General features: G+C 41.9%; 14 protein-coding genes. 6 read left to right on the forward strand and 8 right to left on the reverse strand.

What is annotated here, in order from left to right; genetic code table 11:
- Positions 1-5: 5 nt before the first annotated feature.
- The 4 genes from ABXG83_RS04500 to ABXG83_RS04515 form a co-directional block, all read right to left on the reverse strand.
- A complete protein-coding gene (locus ABXG83_RS04500) occupies positions 6-1,874 on the reverse strand; it encodes an alpha-amylase family glycosyl hydrolase (protein ID WP_353550294.1) in 1,869 nt (622 codons plus the stop codon).
- A gap of 227 nt (positions 1,875-2,101) precedes the next feature.
- The gene (locus ABXG83_RS04505; protein WP_353550295.1) at positions 2,102-3,490 is read right to left on the reverse strand and encodes an MFS transporter; all 1,389 of its coding nucleotides are present in this window, start codon (positions 3,488-3,490) and stop codon (positions 2,102-2,104) included.
- Between the two features lie 96 nt (positions 3,491-3,586).
- Positions 3,587-4,870, reverse strand: coding sequence for a glucose-1-phosphate adenylyltransferase (locus ABXG83_RS04510; RefSeq protein ID WP_353550296.1), 1,284 nt, complete (start codon positions 4,868-4,870; stop codon positions 3,587-3,589).
- Between the two features lie 156 nt (positions 4,871-5,026).
- Positions 5,027-6,442, reverse strand: a complete 1,416-nt coding sequence (locus ABXG83_RS04515) for a glycogen synthase (RefSeq protein WP_353550297.1) — start codon at positions 6,440-6,442, stop codon at positions 5,027-5,029.
- A gap of 127 nt (positions 6,443-6,569) precedes the next feature.
- On the opposite strand from ABXG83_RS04515, the gene ABXG83_RS04520 reads away from it, so the two are divergent.
- Together ABXG83_RS04520 and ABXG83_RS04525 are read left to right on the forward strand one after the other, a co-directional pair.
- Complete coding sequence (locus ABXG83_RS04520) at positions 6,570-8,261, forward strand: MFS transporter (protein WP_353550298.1); 1,692 nt, start codon at positions 6,570-6,572, stop codon at positions 8,259-8,261.
- Positions 8,262-8,286: 25 nt separating this feature from the next.
- A complete protein-coding gene (locus ABXG83_RS04525) occupies positions 8,287-9,264 on the forward strand; it encodes an ROK family protein (RefSeq protein WP_353550299.1) in 978 nt (325 codons plus the stop codon).
- A 676-nt stretch (positions 9,265-9,940) separates the two neighbouring features.
- Here ABXG83_RS04525 and ABXG83_RS04530 read toward each other — a convergent pair.
- Both ABXG83_RS04530 and ABXG83_RS04535 read right to left on the reverse strand, forming a co-directional pair.
- Positions 9,941-10,228 carry a GIY-YIG nuclease family protein gene (locus ABXG83_RS04530; RefSeq protein ID WP_353550300.1) on the reverse strand — a complete coding sequence of 96 codons (288 nt, stop codon included), beginning with the start codon at positions 10,226-10,228 and terminating at the stop codon, positions 9,941-9,943.
- Between the two features lie 1,325 nt (positions 10,229-11,553).
- Entirely contained in the window at positions 11,554-12,510 is a 957-nt protein-coding gene (locus tag ABXG83_RS04535) for a phosphodiester glycosidase family protein (protein WP_353550301.1), read from the reverse strand.
- Between the two features lie 823 nt (positions 12,511-13,333).
- On the opposite strand from ABXG83_RS04535, the gene ABXG83_RS04540 reads away from it, so the two are divergent.
- From ABXG83_RS04540 to ABXG83_RS04555, 4 genes are read left to right on the forward strand one after another with little or no spacing between them, the layout of a single operon-like run.
- Entirely contained in the window at positions 13,334-13,762 is a 429-nt protein-coding gene (locus ABXG83_RS04540; protein WP_353550302.1) for a very short patch repair endonuclease, read from the forward strand.
- Positions 13,763-14,869 (forward strand): DNA (cytosine-5-)-methyltransferase, encoded by a 1,107-nt coding sequence (dcm, locus tag ABXG83_RS04545; RefSeq protein WP_353550303.1) that lies wholly within the window; start codon positions 13,763-13,765, stop codon positions 14,867-14,869.
- Complete coding sequence (locus ABXG83_RS04550; RefSeq protein ID WP_353550304.1) at positions 14,866-16,863, forward strand: hypothetical protein; 1,998 nt, start codon at positions 14,866-14,868, stop codon at positions 16,861-16,863. The genes dcm and ABXG83_RS04550 overlap by 4 nt, the downstream gene beginning before the upstream one ends.
- A gap of 3 nt (positions 16,864-16,866) precedes the next feature.
- On the forward strand, positions 16,867-19,158 hold the full coding sequence (locus tag ABXG83_RS04555; protein ID WP_353550305.1) for a DUF2357 domain-containing protein: 2,292 nt from the start codon (positions 16,867-16,869) through the stop codon (positions 19,156-19,158).
- Between the two features lie 16 nt (positions 19,159-19,174).
- Here ABXG83_RS04555 and lipA read toward each other — a convergent pair whose 3' ends face one another.
- A complete protein-coding gene (gene lipA / locus ABXG83_RS04560; protein ID WP_353550306.1) occupies positions 19,175-20,113 on the reverse strand; it encodes a lipoyl synthase in 939 nt (312 codons plus the stop codon).
- 67 nt (positions 20,114-20,180) lie between these two features.
- Entirely contained in the window at positions 20,181-21,002 is an 822-nt protein-coding gene (locus ABXG83_RS04565) for a hypothetical protein (protein ID WP_353550307.1), read from the reverse strand.
- Positions 21,003-21,031 lie beyond the last annotated feature (29 nt).

The raw sequence follows: 21,031 nt of genomic DNA on the forward strand, positions 1-21,031 counted from the left end.
ATGTATTATTTCGATAATTCAATAATCATGGTACCATTTGCCGCTACTTCAAAATCGGCACCAACTGTAGTACCTGAAATAATATCTTTCCCCTTAGAGAACCCTTTGGTGCGTTCATTGTAATCAGCCATCGATAATTTTTTAGCCGCAGCAGAAGTATTGATCACACACATCACAGTATGCTGATCATCATATTTAAAATAGACATAGAGTCCATCAACAGGCAGGTAATGCATGCTCTTACCGGTTGTGATCGCGGAAGATTTTTTTCGATACTGGGCGATGGTTTTCACATAATCGAATGCCTGTTGTTCAGCTGCTGTTCTGCCTTGTGGAACAAATTTATTCTCCGCGTCACCCGGAAAGCCTCCCGGGAAATCCAATCGCACCATTGCATCACTTGGATTTTTATAATTCTTCATCAGTATCTCTGTTCCATAATACAACTGAGGAATTCCCCTTAAGGTAAGTAGCAATGCAATTCCTTGTTTGTATCGATTCATGTCTTCATTCACCACTGATAAAAATCGATCCATATCATGATTATCCAGGAAGATGCAGTTGTTCTTAGGCTCTTGGTATAAAATGTCTTGCGCCAATGTCATATAGAGCTTGTTCACGCCTTCTGTCCATCCAAAGGGCTGATTCAATGCCGCCATGATAGCACTGTTCAATGGGAAGTCCGTCACGCCTTCTGCATTGTGTCTGAAAGGAACATCCATATTGTTTCTGGTGAAATAGGCACTACCGGTAACAGTGTTCGTCCAGGCTTCTCCGAAGATGGTGAGTTTTGGATACTCTCTCAATAGAGCATCATTGATGCGATTCAGAAATGGCTCATCGCAATATTTATAGGTATCCACTCTCCATCCATCTACTCCAAATTCTTCCGTACTCCAGATCGCATGTTGGATCAAAAAATTAGCGACGAATGGATTGCGTTGGTTCACATCCGGCAAGTGTGGTACAAACCAACCATCGAGCATTTGCTTTTTATCTTTTTCACTGGCATATCTTCCAAATAAAGCTTCATCACGGTGATTGCTACCGGTGTACTTGTCCCAGCGATTTACCCAATCAGGTGAAGGTGGGTCCTGCGCCATCCAATGATGTGAGCCGATATGATTGTACACTGCATCTTGAATGAGTTTCATTCCATTTGCATGTAATGAATCGGAGAGTTCTTTGTAACTGTTATTCCCACCCAAACGAGGATCCACTTTGTAATGATCCGTAAACCAGTAGCCATGATAGCCACTCATCATACCTGCTGCTTCTTTGTTCAGTGGCATATTGTTTTCAATCACGGGTGTCATCCAAAGAGAAGTAACACCCAACTCTTTCATGTAGGCAATATGGTTTTGAATACCTTTTAAATCGCCGCCATGTCTTTTTAAAACATCTTTCCGATCGCTGATATTGTCATGCAGGTTAGCAAATTGATCATTGGAGGGATCTCCATTACTAAAGCGATCGGGCATGATCAGGTAGATCAGATCTTTTGATGTAACGCCTTGCGCAAACTTCGTTCCTCTTCCTTCTCTTCTTTTTTTAAGTGTCCAGATATATGTTTTGGATTGCTTATTGGCTGTTGCAATGATGGATACATTACCGGGCTGCGCTGATTTACTAATGGATAGATCCAGCACCAGGTATTTGCCATTGCTAAAACGATGGGTGCGTACTAAACTCACACCGGGATATTGCACCCGAACCGTAGAAAGAAAGAATTTACTGTCTTCACTTTTTAAGATCAACTGCACACGATCTCTGTTCATTCCTGCGAACCAATGTGTGGGGTACATGCTTAGCTCTTGTGCATGTACCAATAAGATCATCCAACTTGCAACCAGTGTACTGAATAACTTTTTCATAATATTTAATCATGAGCGTTGTGTTTATTTCAACACGCTACTGTTTATAATTTTTTTACTCTTGGGCCGTATGGCCCCGTCCCTGTTTCCGGGCTGCATTGGCTTTTGATCAGATCCGCTGCGCGGGATCTGATCTGTCTTCGCTGCGCTTGACACCTAACCCAATGAGGCCCGTCCACAGGGACTGATGTAAAATTATTTGTTTAACCTGCTCAGGGTTATTTCGTTTATGCTTTTTCTTGCTTGATGCGGATGGCACCTGCATCATACACAAACAATACACTCACTGCTCCGCATAACATTAAGAAGCCTGCGAGTACGATGGCATAGATGGGTTGTCCGCCATAAATATTTTTTACGATCCATCCTCCACCAATACCATTCACGATTTGTGGTAAGGTGATGAAGAAATTGAAGATCCCCATATAAATACCCAGCTTACCTGCAGGAATAGATCCGGATAAGATCACATAAGGCATCGCCAGAATACTGGCCCATGCCAATCCTACCCCTACCATCGAATACTTTAACATCGCCGGATCTTTGATGAAATAGATTGAGATCAATCCTACGCCACCCGCAATCAAGGAGAATGCATGGGTTCCTTTTCTTCCCAGAAACTTTGCTACGACCGGTATGAACAATGCATAGATCGCTGCTACTAAATTATAGGTACCAAATGCAGAACTCACAGTATTACCTGCATCATTGTAAGCAACTGATCTTGCATCATCGGGTGATAATCCATACACGTGTGTTGCAACCGCATCGGTTGTAAATACCCACATACTGAACAATGCAAACCAGGAGAAGAATTGCACCAATCCCAATTGCTTCATCGTCTTGGGCATGTTCTTAAAATCTTTGAAGATGGCACTGAGTCCTTCTTTTTTAGAAGCTTCATCTTGTTTGCCATGATATTTTTCATACTCTTCCGGTGGATATTCTTTCGATAGAAATACTGTTACCAGAATGGCCGTAATAAATACCGCGGCTCCGATATAGAATGCATATTTGATATTGTCTGCAACACCTGATTCACCTGCTTCTTGTGAGAATCCACTCTTGGCTAGAATAGAAGGCAGTTCAGATCCTACCACCGCTCCGATACCGATCAGAAATGTTTGTACAGCAAATCCACTCGTTCTTTGTGAGTCGGGTAAATTATCTGCTACCAATGCACGGAAAGGTTCCATGGCAATATTGAAGGAAGCATCCATGATCATGACCATACCGGCACCGATCCATAAAGCAGGAATGATGGATGACATCGCTGCAGAATTTGGAAGAAAGACCAGGGCGGCTGAGGATAACAATGCTCCCAATAAAAAATAAGGCTTTCGTCTTCCTAAACGATTCCAGGTTCGATCACTGTAATGACCGATCAACGGTTGTACGATCATCCCCATCAATGGTGCTACGATCCAGAACATGGGCAGGTGTTCTACATCCGCTCCAAATGAACGGAGGATACGACTGGTATTTCCATTCTGCAATGCAAATCCGAATTGAACACCTAAGAAACCAAAACTCATGAAAAATATCTGCGTCAGCGACAAACGTGGTTTGGGCATGAGACCCGCAGAACTACTAGATACGGGGGATGAACTGGCCATGACAATCGTTTAAGTATAATTGTTGTTAAGTATGAATTTTAGCCACAGATTTACAGATTACATCACTAATCTGTGAATCTGTGGCTAAAGAAAAAATCAAATCACAAAACCATCAGGAAGAACCGCTAGTTTCTTCACCACTACAATGCCATCTTTCACTGTATAGAGAGCATGATCGGTATTAGGCAAATGCGCCCCACCATTGATACGCACATCATTACCGATGCGACAATTCTTATCAATGATCGCATCTTTGATATAGCACCGCTCTCCGATACCGATCTTGGGTAATCCCTTCGCCGTATTGGATGCCATCTCTTCAATGGTTTCATAATAATCATTACCCATCAGGTAACTGTTCACTACCGTTGTTCCATGTCCGATACGTGAACGGATACCCACCACACTCTGCTCTATCCTACTTGCATGAATGATCGATCCTTCTGCAATGATGGTTTTCTCCAGCGTAGTACCACTGATCTTGGCAGGTGGCAGCATGCGTGCGCGACTGTATACCGTTTTATTGTTATCAAATAAATTGAATGGTGGTATCTCTTGTGTGAGTGCCAGGTTGGCTTCATAGAATGAATAGATATTTCCGATATCGGTCCAATAACCATCGTATTGGAAACTGATCACTTTATAATTCTCAATAGAATCCGGAATGATCTCTTTACCGAAATCCGTCGCATTCGGATGTACATTGTTCAACAAATGATAGAGTGCATGTTTACTGAAAATATAAATACCCATTGATGCCAGGTAATTTCTTCCTGCCTTCTGCATATCAGCACCTGTATCACTCACCCATTCCGGTAATAATTCTTTCTTAGGTTTTTCAATGAAGGAGGTGATGAAATTTTCATCATTGGCTTTGAGGATACCAAACTCCGGTGCATCTCTTTCATCTACCGGAATGGTAGCAATAGAAATATCAGCACCTTTTGCTTTATGACTTTCCAGCATCTCACTGAAATCCATCTGATACAACTGATCACCACTTAAGATGAGGATGTATTCAAACTCCATATTAGAGATATGACGCAGAGATTGTCTCACTGCATCCGCTGTGCCCTGGTACCAACCCGGATTATCAGGTGTTTGCTCAGCTGCCAGAATATCTACGAACCCCGTACTGAACGCACTGAAGTGATAGGTATTCTTGATATGCTTGTTCAATGAAGCAGAGTTGAACTGCGTCAATACAAACATGCGATTGATATTGCTGTTGATACAGTTACTGATGGGAATATCCACCAAACGATATTTACCGGCAATCGGAACCGCAGGTTTTGATCTGCTTGCTGTCAATGGATACAACCTTGTACCCGCCCCACCACCGAGGATCACTGCTAATACGGATTTTGAGATACTATTCATGAGATCTGTGATTTTTTGATTTCTTGATTTTTTAAATCTTTGATTTTTTGATCTGTGATTTCTTAATTTTTTTCACTTTTGACTTTTGACTTTTGATTTTTGATTTTTGATTTCCTCTCTACTAAATCAAGAAATCACAGATCAAAAAATCAAAGATCACCTCAGGCTTTTATACACATTCGTATACTCATCCACTGTGCTCTCCCAACTATGATCTATCTGCATCATGTGTTGGCGCATCCAGTTGAAATGTGTTTTGTCCTGGTATACTGATACAGCTCTGCTGATGGAATAAGTAACATCATTGGCTGTTGCCTGATCGAAACGAATGCCAAATCCATCCGGATCACCCATATCAACTACCGTATCTTGTAAACCTCCGGTACTTCTTACCATCGGCACTGTTCCATAACGCATTGCATACATCTGATTGAGTCCGCAAGGTTCTACCCTGCTGGGCATCAATAAAAAGTCTGCACCTGCATACATCACATGACTCAATGTTTCATCATAACCGATCACTACATTGAATACGCCTTTATAAGGTTCTGCCATTTGTTGAAATTCCCATTCTACACTGGTTTCGCCACTACCTAATACTAAGAAGCTGGCTTGTCCTTGTGTTTGTTCAATACCCATACGAATGGCATGCGGTAAGATATCTGCAGCTTTCTCTCCAACGAGACGTCCAATGAAAATAAACAAAGGCTTTGCAGGATCTAATCCAAATCGTTCACAGAGTATCTGTTTATTTTTTTCTTTTCCGGCCGCCACCGTTTTCACCGTGAAATGATGTTCAAGGTATTTATCTGTTGCGGGATTCCAAACTTCATTATCGATTCCGTTTAAGATACCCACGCATTTACCCCGCTCATATTCAAACAATTTTTCCAATCCATTCGAGTTACTTCTGAGTTCATCCATATAACTCCAACTCACGGTGGTAACTTTCGCTGCACACTTGATACCCGATGCCAATGGATTGATGGTTTCATTCCAATCCAACATCCCTCTTTTCCAAAGATCCCAACGGGGTATGTAGCGACTCTTGTCCCATCCCATCCATCCCTGGTATTGTGCATTGTGAATGGTGATAACAGTAGGAACAGACCTGAGTGTATTGTAATCATAACAATACTGCATCATAAAAGGAATAAGACCTGTATGATAATCGTGACAATGCACTACATCAGGACGATGTTCCCAACTGGCCAGCCAATTCACAAATGCGATCTGGAAGGCGGTGAAACGTTCTGCATCATCATCATACCCATAGATCTTCTGACGATCCAGTAGTCCATTGATATCGATCAGGTATAGATCGTAGCCTAATTTATTAGTAGGTTCTTTGATCACGGTATAATCAAAGAACCAGTTACCCAAATTGGTTTGTCCTTTGAAATCTACGACCCAATCATTTTCATAGAGAAATTTAGTACGGTACATGGGCATGACCACTTTGGCCACATGTCCGGCTTTGACCTGGTATTTAGGAAGGGCGCCAACTACATCTCCCAATCCTCCGGCCTTGGCAACCGGATAGCACTCGGCGCTGACATGAATAATCTCCATGAATTGCAGTTTGTCTTGTTTGCTCTCAATTTAAGAACTAAAATGCTACCATCAAATTCTACTTTTAAAATTTTTACATCTTCATTTTCTCATTATTTTACATCCTTCATTAAAACCCACGATTGTTATGACCCAACCAAAGCAACCGACCAATACCGGCGCATTGACTACCCTCGTTGTCGTTTTTTTCTTTTGGGGTTTCATTGCTGCAGGTAATAGTGTCTTCATTCCTTTTTGTAAACATTATTTCAGTCTCGATCAATTTCAAAGTCAGCTGATCGATTTTGCATTTTATCTCGCCTATTACCTCGGTGCACTCGGACTTTTTGCCTATGGTGCTTTCGGTGGAAAGGATTTAGTGGGAAAATGGGGATATAAGAAAAGTATTGTATATGGACTTTTATTCTCTGCCATCGGCGCTGCTGCCATGATCATTGCGGTGAATGCAAATACGTTTGCAGGCATGTTGGTGGGATTGTTTATTGTGGCATTGGGCTTCTCCTTACAACAAACAGCCGCTCAACCCTTCTCTATTACATTGGGTGATCCTTCTACTGGTACCAGCCGTGTAAACCTGGGTGGTGGTGTGAATTCTTTTGGTACCACCATCGGTCCGATCGTTGTTGCACTTGCATTGTTTGGTACAACAGCTGCGATCACTGATGAGCAGATCAAAGGATTGAGTTTGAGTAAAGTGATCGTTCTCTATAGTTGTGTAGGTGGATTATTCATTGCTGCCGCTGCACTGTTTCATTTTTCCAAAAAAGTACCAGCGGGTATCATGGAAGAAAAAACAGAACCTGCAAATAAAGCATTGACCACACTCATCATCATGACCGGATTATTGGTGGTGATGTTTGTTCCCATCTTCAATAGTTACAAAGACTTGGCTCCTGATCTGAGTGCTGCTGCACAACATGAGTTGGAGACCTATCGTATGAAATGGTTGTTTGGTGCATTGGCTGTAGTAGTGGTGGGATTGATCGCTGCGAATTACACCGCTCAGAAAAAATCAGACGGATGGGGTGCGATGAAATATCCGCAATTGGTATTGGGTATGCTTGGCATCTTCGTTTATGTAGGTGTGGAAGTATCGATCGGAAGTAATTTGGGTGAATTGTTGAAGCAAGCGGATTTTGGTGGCTATCAATCATCACAGATCGCTCCATTTATTTCTATGTATTGGGGTAGCTTGATGATCGGTCGTTGGGCCGGTGCCATCAGTGCTTTTGAATTGAAAAGCTCTACGCATAAAGTGATGACCTTTATCGTGCCATTGGTGGCATTTGGTATCGTGATCGGTGCGAATAGTGTGGCTCAATATGATATGACTCCGCTTTATTGGTACATCATCTGTGTATTGATTCAGATCGGTGCGTTTTATATCAGTAAAGATAAACCTGCTCGTACCCTGCTTATTTTTAGCGTGCTGGGTGTAACAGCAATGGCCATTGGTATTTTCACCAAAGGCACTGTTGCCACTTATGCATTTTTAAGTGGTGGTTTGTGTTGTTCGATCATGTGGCCTTGTATTTTCTCTTTGTCGATTGCCGGCTTGGGTAAATACACCACACAGGGTTCTGCATTTTTGATCATGATGATCTTGGGTGGTGGTATCATTCCGCCTATTCAGGGTAAGATGGCCGACTACCTGCAATCTTCGAATGCGAACACTGCTGGTTATGGTATTCACCAATCTTATTGGGTTTGTTTACTTTGTTTTGCTTACCTCGTTTTCTTTGCTATCGTTGTAAAAGGTATCCTGCGCAAACAGGGTATCGATTATGAAACGGAAAAGTCTACCGGAAGCGGACATTAATTCTTTTGAATAAAAATTGTTGTGTATGGCTACTACATCTGCTGCAATGGAACCTCTTGCAATAGGAATTGATATCGGTGGAACAGGTACCAAATTTGGTATTGTTGACCGCGTAGGTAATGTGTTGTTTTCGAATGAAATGTCTACCCGCAAACATGCAGAAGTAGAAACATTTATTGATGAACTCTACAATCATCTCTCCGACCTCATCGCCAAAGCCGGAGGTGTGGGTCGCATGAAAGGTATTGGTGTGGGTGCTCCTAATGGCAACTACTATACGGGTACCATTGAGTATGCACCCAATCTTCCCTGGAAGGGGATTATTCCTTTGGCGAAAATGATCGAAGATAAATTCAAACTACCGGTGACACTTACCAATGATGCCAACGCTGCTGCTATTGGTGAAATGATGTATGGTGCTGCCAAAGGCATGAATGATTTTATCATGATCACATTGGGAACCGGTGTGGGTAGTGGTATTGTTGCCAATGGCAAACTTGTATACGGTCATGATGGCTTCGCCGGTGAACTCGGTCACACCATCATCATCCCTGATGGTCGCATGCACGAAGGCACAGGTAAAAAAGGTTCTTTGGAAAGTTATGCTTCTGCTACCGGTGTTCGATTAACCACATTAGAGTTACTCGAAAAAAGTGATCAGCCCAGTTGGTTGCGTAATGTGCCGGTTGATGAGATCGATTCCAAAAAAGTATACGATGCTGCGATGGAAGGTGATGAACTCGCTAAATCCATCTTTGAATACACGGGAAAAATATTGGGTCTTGCACTCGCCAACTTTGTGATGTTCTCCAGTCCTGAAGCCATCGTACTCTTCGGCGGTCTCACCAAAGCCGGTGACCTGATCTTAAAACCGACACGTGAAAGCATGGAAGAAAATTTGATCCAGGTATTCCAGAATAAAGTGAAAATATTGGTGAGTCATTTGAAAGAATCGGATGCCGCTATTTTGGGGGCGTCGGCGTTGGTGTGGGAGAAGCAGTGAGGGGTGAGGGGTGAGTGGCGAGTTGTGAGCTTTGAGCCACAAGCTTCAAGCTACACGTCATGCCGACGTAAGGAGGCATCTCCCACCGCTTGGGTGTATGATAATCGTTTTGTTTTTTGCTTACCTGCTGGAGGTGGGAGACCTCTCCTAACGTCGAGGTGACGAACGCGTCATGCCGACGTAAGGAGGCATCTCCCACCGCTTGGGTGTATGATAATCGTTTTGTTTTTTGCTTACCTGCTGGAGATGGGAGACCTCTCCTGACGTCGAGGTGACGAACGCGTCATGCCGACGTAAGGAGGCATCTCCCACCGCTTGGGTGTATGATAATCGTTTTGTTTTTTGCTTACCTGCTGGAGGTGGGAGACCTCTCCTAACGTCGAGGTGACGAACGCGTCATGCCGACGTAAGGAGGCATCTCCCACCGCTTGGGTGTATGATAATCGTTTTGTTTTTTGCTTACCTGCTGGAGGTGGGAGACCTCTCCTAACGTCGAGGTGACGTACGCGTCATGCCGACGTAAGGAGGCATCTCCCACCGCTTGGGTGTATGATAATCGTTTTGTTTTTTGCTTACCTGCCGGAGATGGGAGACCTCTCCTGACGTCGAGGTGACGAACGCGTCATGCCGACGTAAGGAGGCATCTCCCACCGCTTGAATGTTAGAATAAAACAAATCACTCCAAAACAATCTCTTCCCAATTTTTATTCCCTTGTTCAATCAACCAATGCTTCTTTTCCCTTCTCCATTTTTTAATTTCCTTTTCTCTGAAAATGGCATCTCTTAAACTAGGCCACTCTTCAAAATAGACAAGAATTGTTACAACATATTTTGAAGTAAAGCTATTAGGGAAATAATGATTCTTATGCTGCCAAACTCTCTTGTTGAGATCTGAGGTAACACCTATGTACACAACAGTTCTAGTGAGGTTTGTCATTAAGTATATGTATCCCCTTTTAGACATTCACGTTAAAAATAATACCTAGTACTACGTACTATTTGAAGTCTCAATCTGAGGTGAAGTTGGCGTGTTTATCGTTTTGTTTTTTGCTTACCTGTTGGAGGTGGGAGACCCCTCCTGACGTCGGGGTGACGGCTGCGTCATGCCGACGAAGGAGGCATCTCTCACCGCTCGGGTGTACGCTAATCGTTTTGTTTTTTGCTTACCTGTTGGAGGTGGGAGACCCCTCCTGACGTCGGGGTGACGTATGCGTCATGCCGACGAAGGAGGCATCTCTCACCGCTCGGGTGTACGCTAATCGTTTTGTTTTTTACTTACCTGTTGGAGGTGGGAGACCCCTCCTGACGTCGGGGTGACGGCTGCGTCATGCCGACGAAGGAGGCATCTCCCACCACTCGGGTGTACGTTAATCGTTTTGTTTTTTGCTTACCTGTTGGAGGTGGGAGACCCCTCCTGACGTCGGGGTGACGGCTGCGTCATGCCGACGAAGGAGGCATCTCTCACCGCTCGGGTGTACGTTAATCGTTTTGTTTTTTGCTTACCTGCTAGAGGTGGGAGACCCCTCCTGACGTCGGGGTGACGTATGCGTCATGCCGACGAAGGAGGCATCTCTCACCGCTCGGGCGTACGCTAATCGTTTTGTTTTTTGCTTACCTGCTAGAGGTGGGAGACCCCTCCTGACGTCGGGGTGACGTATGCGTCATGCCGACGAAGGAGGCATCTCTCACCGCTCGGGCGTACGCTAATCGTTTTGTTTTTTGCTTACCTGCTAGAGGTGGGAGACCCCTCCTGACGTCGGGGTGACGTATGCGTCATGCCGACGAAGGAGGCATCTCTCACCGCTCGGGCGTACGCTAATCGTTTTGTTTTTTGCTTACCTGCTAGAGGTGGGAGACCCCTCCTGACGTCGGGGTGACGTATGCGTCATGCCGACGAAGGAGGCATCTCCCACCACTCGGGTGTACGTTAATCGTTTTGTTTTTTGCTTACCTGTTGGAGGTGGGAGACCCCTCCTGACGTCGGGGTGACGGCTGCGTCATGCCGACGAAGGAGGCATCTCTCACCGCTCGGGTGTACGCTAATCGTTTTGTTTTTTGCTTACCTGTTGGAGGTGGGAGACCCCTCCTGACGTCGGGGTGACGGCTGCGTCATGCCGACGAAGGAGGCATCTCTCACCGCTCGGGTGTACGCTAATCGTTTTGTTTTTTACTTACCTGTTGGAGGTGGGAGACCCCTCCTGACGTCGGGGTGACGGCTGCGCCGAGGTGACATCGTGTAGAAGACGAAAGAACTTGTAGCTTGAAGCTCGCAGCCTGCAGCTTTCCTCCTCATCGCCTCTTCACCACAAACACCGCCGGCACTGCCCGCTGCCCTTCTTTATCACTCGGTTGGATGGTTTGTTTGCCGTTGATGAGGATACAACTGCTACCGCCGCCATCGAGGTTGAGGGCTTCGGTGCAGCCGATGTCTTTTAGCATTTGTGCGAGTTGTGTGAGGGTGGCACCTTCTGCTTTGCCGGGGAATCTTCCCTCGACTGCTAAGAAGATGAGTCGTCCATCTGCGGTATAGCCCATGGCTGATCTGGGATGTTTATCATCAATGGCTTTGCCTGCAAATTTGATCTCTTCATTGTTGGTGATTTTGATCATTCCATTTTGCACGAGTACGGGTCCGCCACCGACAGCGGTTTGCATTTTCCATTTTTTGAAAGGGCCTTTCTGTAGCATGAATGAGGCGGATGGATCTGCAATACTGTCTTTGAAAAAAGCAATGGGTTGCTGACTGGCATAGGCATAACGAGCTGCAGTATCTGTATACAACCAGGCGATATCGGCTTTTCTTTTTTTAGTAATACCAATCGCACTTCCAAATGGATGGCGATACGTTAAAGTATCTTTTCCCCTGCCGGCAATGCTGTGTTGTTGATAGGCCAATAATTGTCCGTTCTGAATGACCACATTGAGATTACTGTTGCGCACAAATTCAAAGAAAGTGGTATTCATTACCAATAACGGACTTGCCCCATCCTGTTCAAAGTATTGCGTGGGTGTATAGCGTTTGCCATTACCCACGGCTGTGGTGAACTCCAATTGTTTGTTGCGTAAGTCTGCAGTAACGTAATAGGCAATATTGGGTTTGCCGTCTAATAGTGTGGTGGTTTTATAGACATGAATGGAAGATGGTAAGGGTTGATACAGACTATCTACATTGATCCATTGTAGTTGCGCATGCAGCATGGTATTCATGCAAAAAAGTATCAGGATCATCCACTTCATTTTTTTCATGATGCGATTTTAAGGGTGATAAATGTAGGGGTTAAATAAGAAACAAGAAATAAGAAACAGGGAACAGGGAACAGGGAACAAGGTTTCTCAAGCCCAAAAATACTCTGGAGAGATTGCACATCGGGCGTAGGAGTTTATTGATCTATTAACGATCCTCATTTATAAAAATCTTCGGTTTGTCGCTAAAAGTATTAGCCGGTTTTGCATTTTGCTAAAATTGCTAAAAGAGATAAGGACTACAATACCGTATGTATACGGTATCCCCTCCGTATCCCCTGAGTATCCCCTTTGTATGGGTTGGGTATCATAGGGTGAAGTGTACTATATCAAAGGGAGAAGATAACTGCCTTTATTGACAACCATGATGCGAAGGGTAGTTTTATCGAATAAAAATCGAGGATCTTTTCTTTTTGGAGTCTTACTCTGTTTTGAAATTGAGTGGCTGTATGAGGCTAAAAATGCGTTTTGCTTTTGGGGTAGTAATATGCAGAGACTTCAGCCGTACCATCACAACACATCCTTCGAGATTTCTTCGAGGTTGCTTCGGGAATCCTTCGAGAAATCTCGAAGCAACCTCGAAGAAATCTCGAAGGATATGCGGCGATGGTGCGGAGATGGTCTATAAGATATTCGAAAAGGGTTAAATAAGATGAATACACAGTCTGCTTGTACAAGGATTTATCTAATTAAAATAAATTTGTATATTCAGTCACCCGTCAGTTTTCATTTGCAATATCATGAGACATAAACTTTATTAGTATTTGTCGCAGGCTTGAATAAAATCAAAGAAATCAATTTCCCAAACCTCATTTAACTTCGTTATATGACAGATGTGCATGATAAAGAAACTCGAAGTTATAATATGAGCCAAATCAAGGGGCGAGATACAAAACCTGAAACAGTAGTTAGAAGCTATCTTCATTCTCAAGGATTGCGTTTTCGGCTCCATAATAAAAAGCTTCCTGGTAAACCAGATATAACTTTAAGAAAATATCAAACTGTCATTTTTGTTAATGGTTGTTTTTGGCATGGACATAAAAAATGTAAATACTTTGTGTTACCAAAAACAAGAACAGAATGGTGGAAAAATAAAATTGTATCTACAAAAAAAAGAGACCAAAAAAATTTAGATAAACTAAAAAAGAACGGGTGGACCCCCCTTGTAATTTGGGAGTGTGAACTAAAACCGAATAAAAGAGAGGAAAATCTTAAAAGAACACTAATTAATATATTAAAAGGAGCTAAAAAGTAAATGGGGAAAAATAAAAACAACTTTAGATTTATTGACTTATTCGCAGGGATAGGAGGTTTTCACATAGCAATGCATGAAAATGGCGGCAAATGCGTCTTTGCCTCAGAGATCGATAAATTTGCACGTCAGACGTATGAACATAACTTCAAAAAGATTTCCCCTGATATTTTTGAGAACGGAAACTTCAATCAGGATATATCAGACCCAAATTTAGATTATTCTAAAATTCCTGATTTTGATATTGTTTGCGCAGGTTTTCCATGTCAGCCTTTTTCGCATGCGGGACTAAAAAAAGGATTTGATGATACACGAGGTACTTTATTTTTCAACATAAAAGAAATTGTGAGAGCTAAAATTGAAGCGAATAAGCTCAATAAAAAGGTTGCTATCCCGAAAATACTTTTGCTTGAAAATGTAAAAGGTTTCAAAAATCACGATAAAGGAAACACATTTAGGGTTGTTAAACGCACCCTAAATGAATTGGGTTATGAAGTTGCAGCTGAAGTACTAAACAGCAAACATTTTGGTGTGCCACAAAACAGAGAAAGAATTTTTATTGTAGCATGGCATAGAGAGACCATAAAAAAAACAGATTTCAAATTCCCGTATGGCCTTGATGAAAAAAATAAAGTAATTTTTGAAAAAGAAAAACGCGATAAAGAAGCAAAACGAATTTGTGTCGGGGATATCCTTTTGAAAGATAAAGACTTGGAAAAACTTGAGAAGCGGGATAAAAAATCATATACAATATCAGAAAAACTATGGGCTGGTCATAAAAGAAGAAGAATTGAGCATGCTGAAAAGGGAAATGGCTTTGGCTATTCAATGTTCAATTCTAAATCACCTTACACAAGTACTATTTCAGCTAGGTATTATAAAGATGGTAGTGAAATCCTCATAGAACAAAAAGGGGCAAATGGGAGACCTCATAGACCACGTAAACTTCATCCATTTGAGGCCGCGAAACTACAGGGCTACCCAATTGACAGCTGGTATGAGATACCTGTATCGGATAACCAAGCCTACAAACAATTTGGGAATAGTGTTTCAGTTCCTGTTGTAAAAACATTAGTAAAAGAAATTTTAAGTCAACTTTTATCAATATGACACTAAAAGAATATTTAGAAAGCAAAAACTTATCATCTGCATTCACAGCTTCACTTAGTGATGTTGGTGGAAATATAACATTTAGTAATTCTGGTAAACGAGGGACCGTAAAAGAATTTACTCTTGGACTTGATTCTTTTATTGCAATTATTAAAGATATTAAGTCGAATATTAATTCATTTAGAGTTCATAAAAATTATATTGAAAAGGAATGGCGAGATTTAGGCAGTCAATTTTATTCGGATGGGCCTGCGAATGCAATGTCAACAGTTCAAACTAAACCATTATTTACAACAATAAGTAAAATAATTGCTTGGGCCAATACTCCTAAATTAGAAAATATCGATACTGATCAATTTATGGAAATAGAAGATCCTCCTCTTCAAAATGCAATTGACAAACTAGAAAAATTAGCCCAATTATATTTACCAAAACATGAATCAGCAAACTCAACAATTCAACAAGAAGATATTGCTTATAAAGCGACTTCGATAAGAGAGTTCGCAAGGTATATTTTTACATATTTTTTTGGAAATGCTTGGCATGAAATACTTGACTACACAAAACAAACTACATCTGTAATTAATGGAGATAATTTCATTTCCCATGATTTTGACATATTTAAGAGACTGATTGGCGAATTTTCGGTACTACAAACTAAAGAATCTCTTACATCTTCAAACACTCCTCGGTACTTTGAGGACCCCATTTTTATTGAAAACAATAAGTTCTATTATTTTACAACTCAATGGAATGGCGAAGGTGATTATAGCCTTTCATTTTCCAACTTGAAATACTTCTTTGAGAAAAGATATCCAGAATTTCGCATTAAAAGAAAAGACGGGATTTATTATCTGATTAAGCTTAAAAATATTCCCAATGTTAAATTTATAATCGAAGATCTCCGTGCAGTACTAGAAGTCTCCGGATTAAACTATTCAAGTGATTTAATCACAAGATTCACCGCCTCACTTCTTACCAAACCATTTGTTATTCTCACTGGCCTTTCCGGTTCGGGTAAAACCAAACTGGCACAAGCCTTTGTGCAGTGGATTTGTCAAGATGAAAGTCAGTACCGTATCGTCCCTGTGGGAGCTGATTGGACCAACCGCGAACCCTTGCTTGGTTATCCCAACGCTCTTAAACCCGATGAATATGTAAAGCCCGATAGTGGAGTGCTGGATTTAATTATTCAGGCCAACCAGCAGCCCGAACTACTACACTTCCTAATTCTGGACGAAATGAATCTGAGTCATGTTGAAAGATATTTTGCAGACTTCCTGAGTGTGATGGAATCAAAAGAAGAAATTCCCCTGTATGCCGAAGGATCTATGCAAAACGGAGTTCCTTCGAAACTAAAAGTCCCTTCTAATCTTTTTATCATTGGCACTGTGAACATTGATGAAACTACCAACATGTTCAGCCCGAAGGTGCTGGATAGATCCAATACGATTGAATTCCGTGTAACTCAAGTTGAAATAAAAAACTTCCTTGACAATATTAGAGATATTAACATGGAAGCTCTTAACGGCAAAGGTGCAGGCATGGCCAAAAACTTTCTGGAAATGGCTGCAAACAGAGAATTTGTCACATCAGATATTACCGAAATTAATGCTGTTCTTGTTCGGTTCTTTGGTGAGTTAAAGAAAACAGGTGCCGAATTTGGCTACCGCAGTGCAACGGAAATCCTACGCCTTATTCATCAACTAAGCATTTTGGACAATACGCTTACCACCCAACAAAAGATTGATTTTGCCATTATGCAGAAACTTTTACCCAAGCTGCATGGTTCACGCAGGAAGTTGTGCCCTGTATTGGAAACATTGGGCTCTTTCTGCATAACGGGTAATGCCAGTATTATTAAGGACGTATTCGATAAAATTGACTTTGACTACACAGGAACTAATGTCCTATATCCGCTTTCACTTGAAAAAATTACCCGTATGTACCGAGGAGCCATTGAAAACGGATTTGCAAGTTTTGCCGAAGCTTAATACATGAAATCAGTTTCAAACATAGAAATCAGGCTTGATTCCGTAAAAGAAGGTTTACGGCTATTGATAGATGCTAGCAGACCCAATTCATTATTTGATGCAGAAGAAACCGCATCTGAAAATAATGAAGCTAGGTACCAGCTAGTGGAAGGTTGTTATTATTATTACCAGATCAGTGATTCAGGAATTATACTTGGTGATATTGGAGAAAATATAATTCAACCGCATAAACGAACTGTAAACCTTGGGATTATTGCACCCAATATTTTCGTGGGTACACTTTCTATTCCCTTGCTTGACAGATATACTTCGGAAGAGCTTTGTAAAATTGATCTTGAAGTTCAGTCTGTAAAATCGGGCTATCGCAATGATTACCGGGATATGCTGGAACTCATTACTGAAAAATGTACCGATCTTCTGTTGCAGGCCAACTCACCAGTTTCGCAACATTTTGAAATTGATTATACCAAAGACAGCCAAACACTTTATCAGAAATTTGCTTTCATAAGATCGGTAATTAGTACTGATGAATTTGCCGAAGCCATACATCGTGTTGTTACGGCACCTGTAACAAAATGGACGGAAAGTACAGAAGAAAAGGATATTCGGAATGTAAAAAGATTTTCAAATGCGAACATTAAGGAAATACTAAAAGGCTGCAAGCGAACCCAATTACCGGATACACATTATCTGAGAAGCTACGGCATTGATACGTTGCCGGAACGAATCACTACCACCAGAAAGAAAGATTCCGTTGATACGCCTGAAAACCGTTTTATAAAACATGTTCTTGAGAACTTTTTACAATTTTGTACAGGAATCAATGACAAAGCAAAAGAATTTGGTCACAAGAAAATGGAAACCGAATCAGACTTAATGATTCGTGAAATTGAAAGTCAGTTACACCATACTTTTTTCAAAGACATTTCAAGACCAACAACTTTAAAATTGAATAGCCCGGTATTGCAGCGTAAAGAGGGCTACCGTGAAGTATTACGTGTCTGGCTCATGTTTGACCTTGCAGCGAAACTCATCTGGAAAGGAGGAGACGATATATATAGCGGAGGGAAAAAAGATGTTGCCACATTATATGAATATTGGCTTTTCTTCAAATTACTTGACTTATTTCAGTCTTTATTCGAAATTGAACCCAAAGACATTTCAGATTTAATAAAAGAAACACCTGATGGTTTAAGCCTGCAAATAAAACAGGGTGAATTCACAGCACTTCAAGGCATTTATGATTCAGGGAGTAGAAGGCTAAATATTCGTTTCAACTACAATCGTTCCTTCAGTGGAAAGAAAAAGTATCCCGATTCAGGCAGTTGGACCAGCACTTTACGCCCAGACTATACACTTTCATTTTGGCCCTTTGGTATTACCGAGGATGAAGCAGAAAAGCAAGAGTTAATTGTGCATGTACATTTTGATGCGAAATACAAAATTGCCAACCTGTCTGATTTTCTGGAACAAAACACAATAACCGACCTTGATGAAGAAAAGGTAGAGAACAGAAAAGGTATTTACAAAAACGCCGACTTGCTAAAGATGCATGCTTATAAGGATGCCATTAGAAGAACTGGCGGTGCATATGTTTTATATCCAGGTGACAAATCCATTAACCAAAAAGGATTTCATGAAATTATTCCAGGGCTTGGTGCATTTCCGGTAAAACCTTCAAAAACAGACAATGGGATTGGTGAATTAAAAGCTTTCATTCTTGATGTCATCGAACACTTTACTAACCGAGCTTCACAGAGAGAGAAAATTGCTTATAGAGTCTTTGACGTATATAAAAGTCCCCCTGAGGCTGAGAATATGGTTAAAGAAGCATTACCCGAGCCTTATAACAATAACAGGGACTTAATACCTGACGAGACTTATGTGCTAATAGGATATTATAATTCAAAAGAGCAGCACGATTGGATTGAAAAAACAAGACTTTATAATTTCAGAATGGGTACAGGAAATGGTTCTATTATACTTGATAAAGAAACTGTAAGTTCAAAGTACTTATTACTTCATACCAGAGGTGATAATTCATCAGGCGACTTATGGAAAATTGTGAGTAAGGGACCAAGAGTATATTCAAAAGACGACTTAATGAAAAAAGGCTATCCATCTTCCCCATCGCAAGACAATTATCTTGTAGTTGAAATAGAGCGTGTATTTGATAAGGAGTTTGAAAATACGAATTGGGATTTTAGAAAACTTAGTAATTACTCAACGGGAAATTCTTCAGCATTTCCTTTTACTACAAGTCTAACAGAATTAATGAAGAATAAAGTCAAATAACAGTCACTATTACTAACTATTCACTCTTTAGTAAAGCTTTCTCCTCCATCCACTTCCCTCTTCCCCAACCTTTAATCACATGTTTCTCACTATGGTAAGAAGAGCGTACCAATGGACCGCTTTCTACATAATCGAAACCGAGGTCGTAGCCGATTTCGCGGAGTTCGGCGAATTCGTCGGGGTGCACGAAGCGTTGTACAGGTAAGTGTTTTTTGGTGGGTTGCAGGTATTGTCCGAGGGTGAGTACATCGCAACCAACATTCACGAGGTCTTTCATGCTTTGTACCACTTCTTCTTTGGTTTCACCGAGACCGAGCATCATACCGGTTTTGGTGCGCATTCCGCCTTCTTTGAGCATGCGTAATACATCCAGACTTCGATGGTATTTCGCCTGCACCCTTACCTGTCGGGTCAAACGTTCCACCGTTTCCATGTTATGGCTCACCACCTCAGGGGCCGCATCAATGATGCGTTGTACCTGATCAGCATTGCCCTTAAAATCGGGGATTAATGTTTCAAGGGTGGTATCGGGGTTGAGGTTTTTAACGGCTTTAATGGTGTTGTACCAGATGATCGAACCTCCATCTTTCAGTTCATCACGATCCACACTGGTGAGTACGGCGTGTTTTACTTTCATCAGGTGAATGGCTTCTGCTACACGCTGGGGTTCATCCCAATCCACGGGTGCGGGTCTACCGGTAGCTACGGCACAGAAGCCGCAGCTTCGGGTACATACATTTCCGAGGATCATGAATGTTGCCGTGCCTTCACCCCAACATTCGCCCATATTCGGACAATTGCCACTCTCACAAATGGTATGCAGTTTATGGGTATCTACTAAACCACGAACGTGTTTATAGCTTTCACCAATGGGTAATTTCACACGAAGCCAGGATGGCTTTTGTATCTTGGAACTGGTAGGATCTACTTTCGCAACTACTGGTAACTCTTGCATGTACACCTCTTTTTAACGACAGTTTCCGGACCTGGACTGCCTCTCACTATGAAACAACAAAAATAGGTCACTTTCGTTTACCAAAAGTGAGGGCGACATAGGCGTTGAAAAAGAATGATTTTTCGGGGTTCAGCAGTAAAATGGGCATTTTCTTGGAATAGTATTCGGCATTCAATCCCACCTCGAGGGCTGAGAGTACTTCATTGTAGCGGCCATAATCAAAACGCAGTGCGGTTCTAACGTGTGCTCCGGGTACAAATTTCATTTCTCCAAAGCCTTTGGTGAGTCCACCCCTGCCCAGGATAATGGTGGGGTCGAGGAAGAGATTATCGTTATTATCGTATTTGATCTGCTCCTGGCGGTTGGTGCTGGGGTTTTGGATCTCGATATAATAAGGTTTCAGCATGCCTGCGGTTAATCCACCACCATAGATGGCAGAAACGGCCACGCCATTTTTGTTGCCTTTACCACCGATCAAACGCTGTTCACCGAAACCGAGTTTCAGGTTATAGAAATTATTGCGTTTGCCATAGATATAACTGGAAACAATGAGGAATCCACCGGAAGCACTGATGGTGGGTACTTTTTCTTCTTTGGGATGTTTGTGTTCACCCAATTCAATCCACCATAAACTGGTTTTATTGATGGTTTTGTATTTTCCTCTTTCATAGAACATACCCCATCCATCGGTATTGAATTTAAAACCGAATGCACCTTGTTTGTTATATACGAGGGCTCCTTCTTCTTCCTGTTTGATCATTTGATTGATCTTCTCCTTTCTCTCTGCCTTTTTCCGGGCTTTCTCCATTTGAGCGGGCGATTGTGTACGTTGCTGTGCAACAACAGCCATTGAACTCAGGAGACCCACAACGATGAATAGCTTCTTCACTTCCATTTGATTTGTTACTTGTAAATTTA

Origin of the sequence: Sediminibacterium sp. KACHI17 (genome assembly GCF_040362915.1) — a bacterium.
Classification (GTDB): Bacteria; Bacteroidota; Bacteroidia; order Chitinophagales; family Chitinophagaceae; genus Sediminibacterium.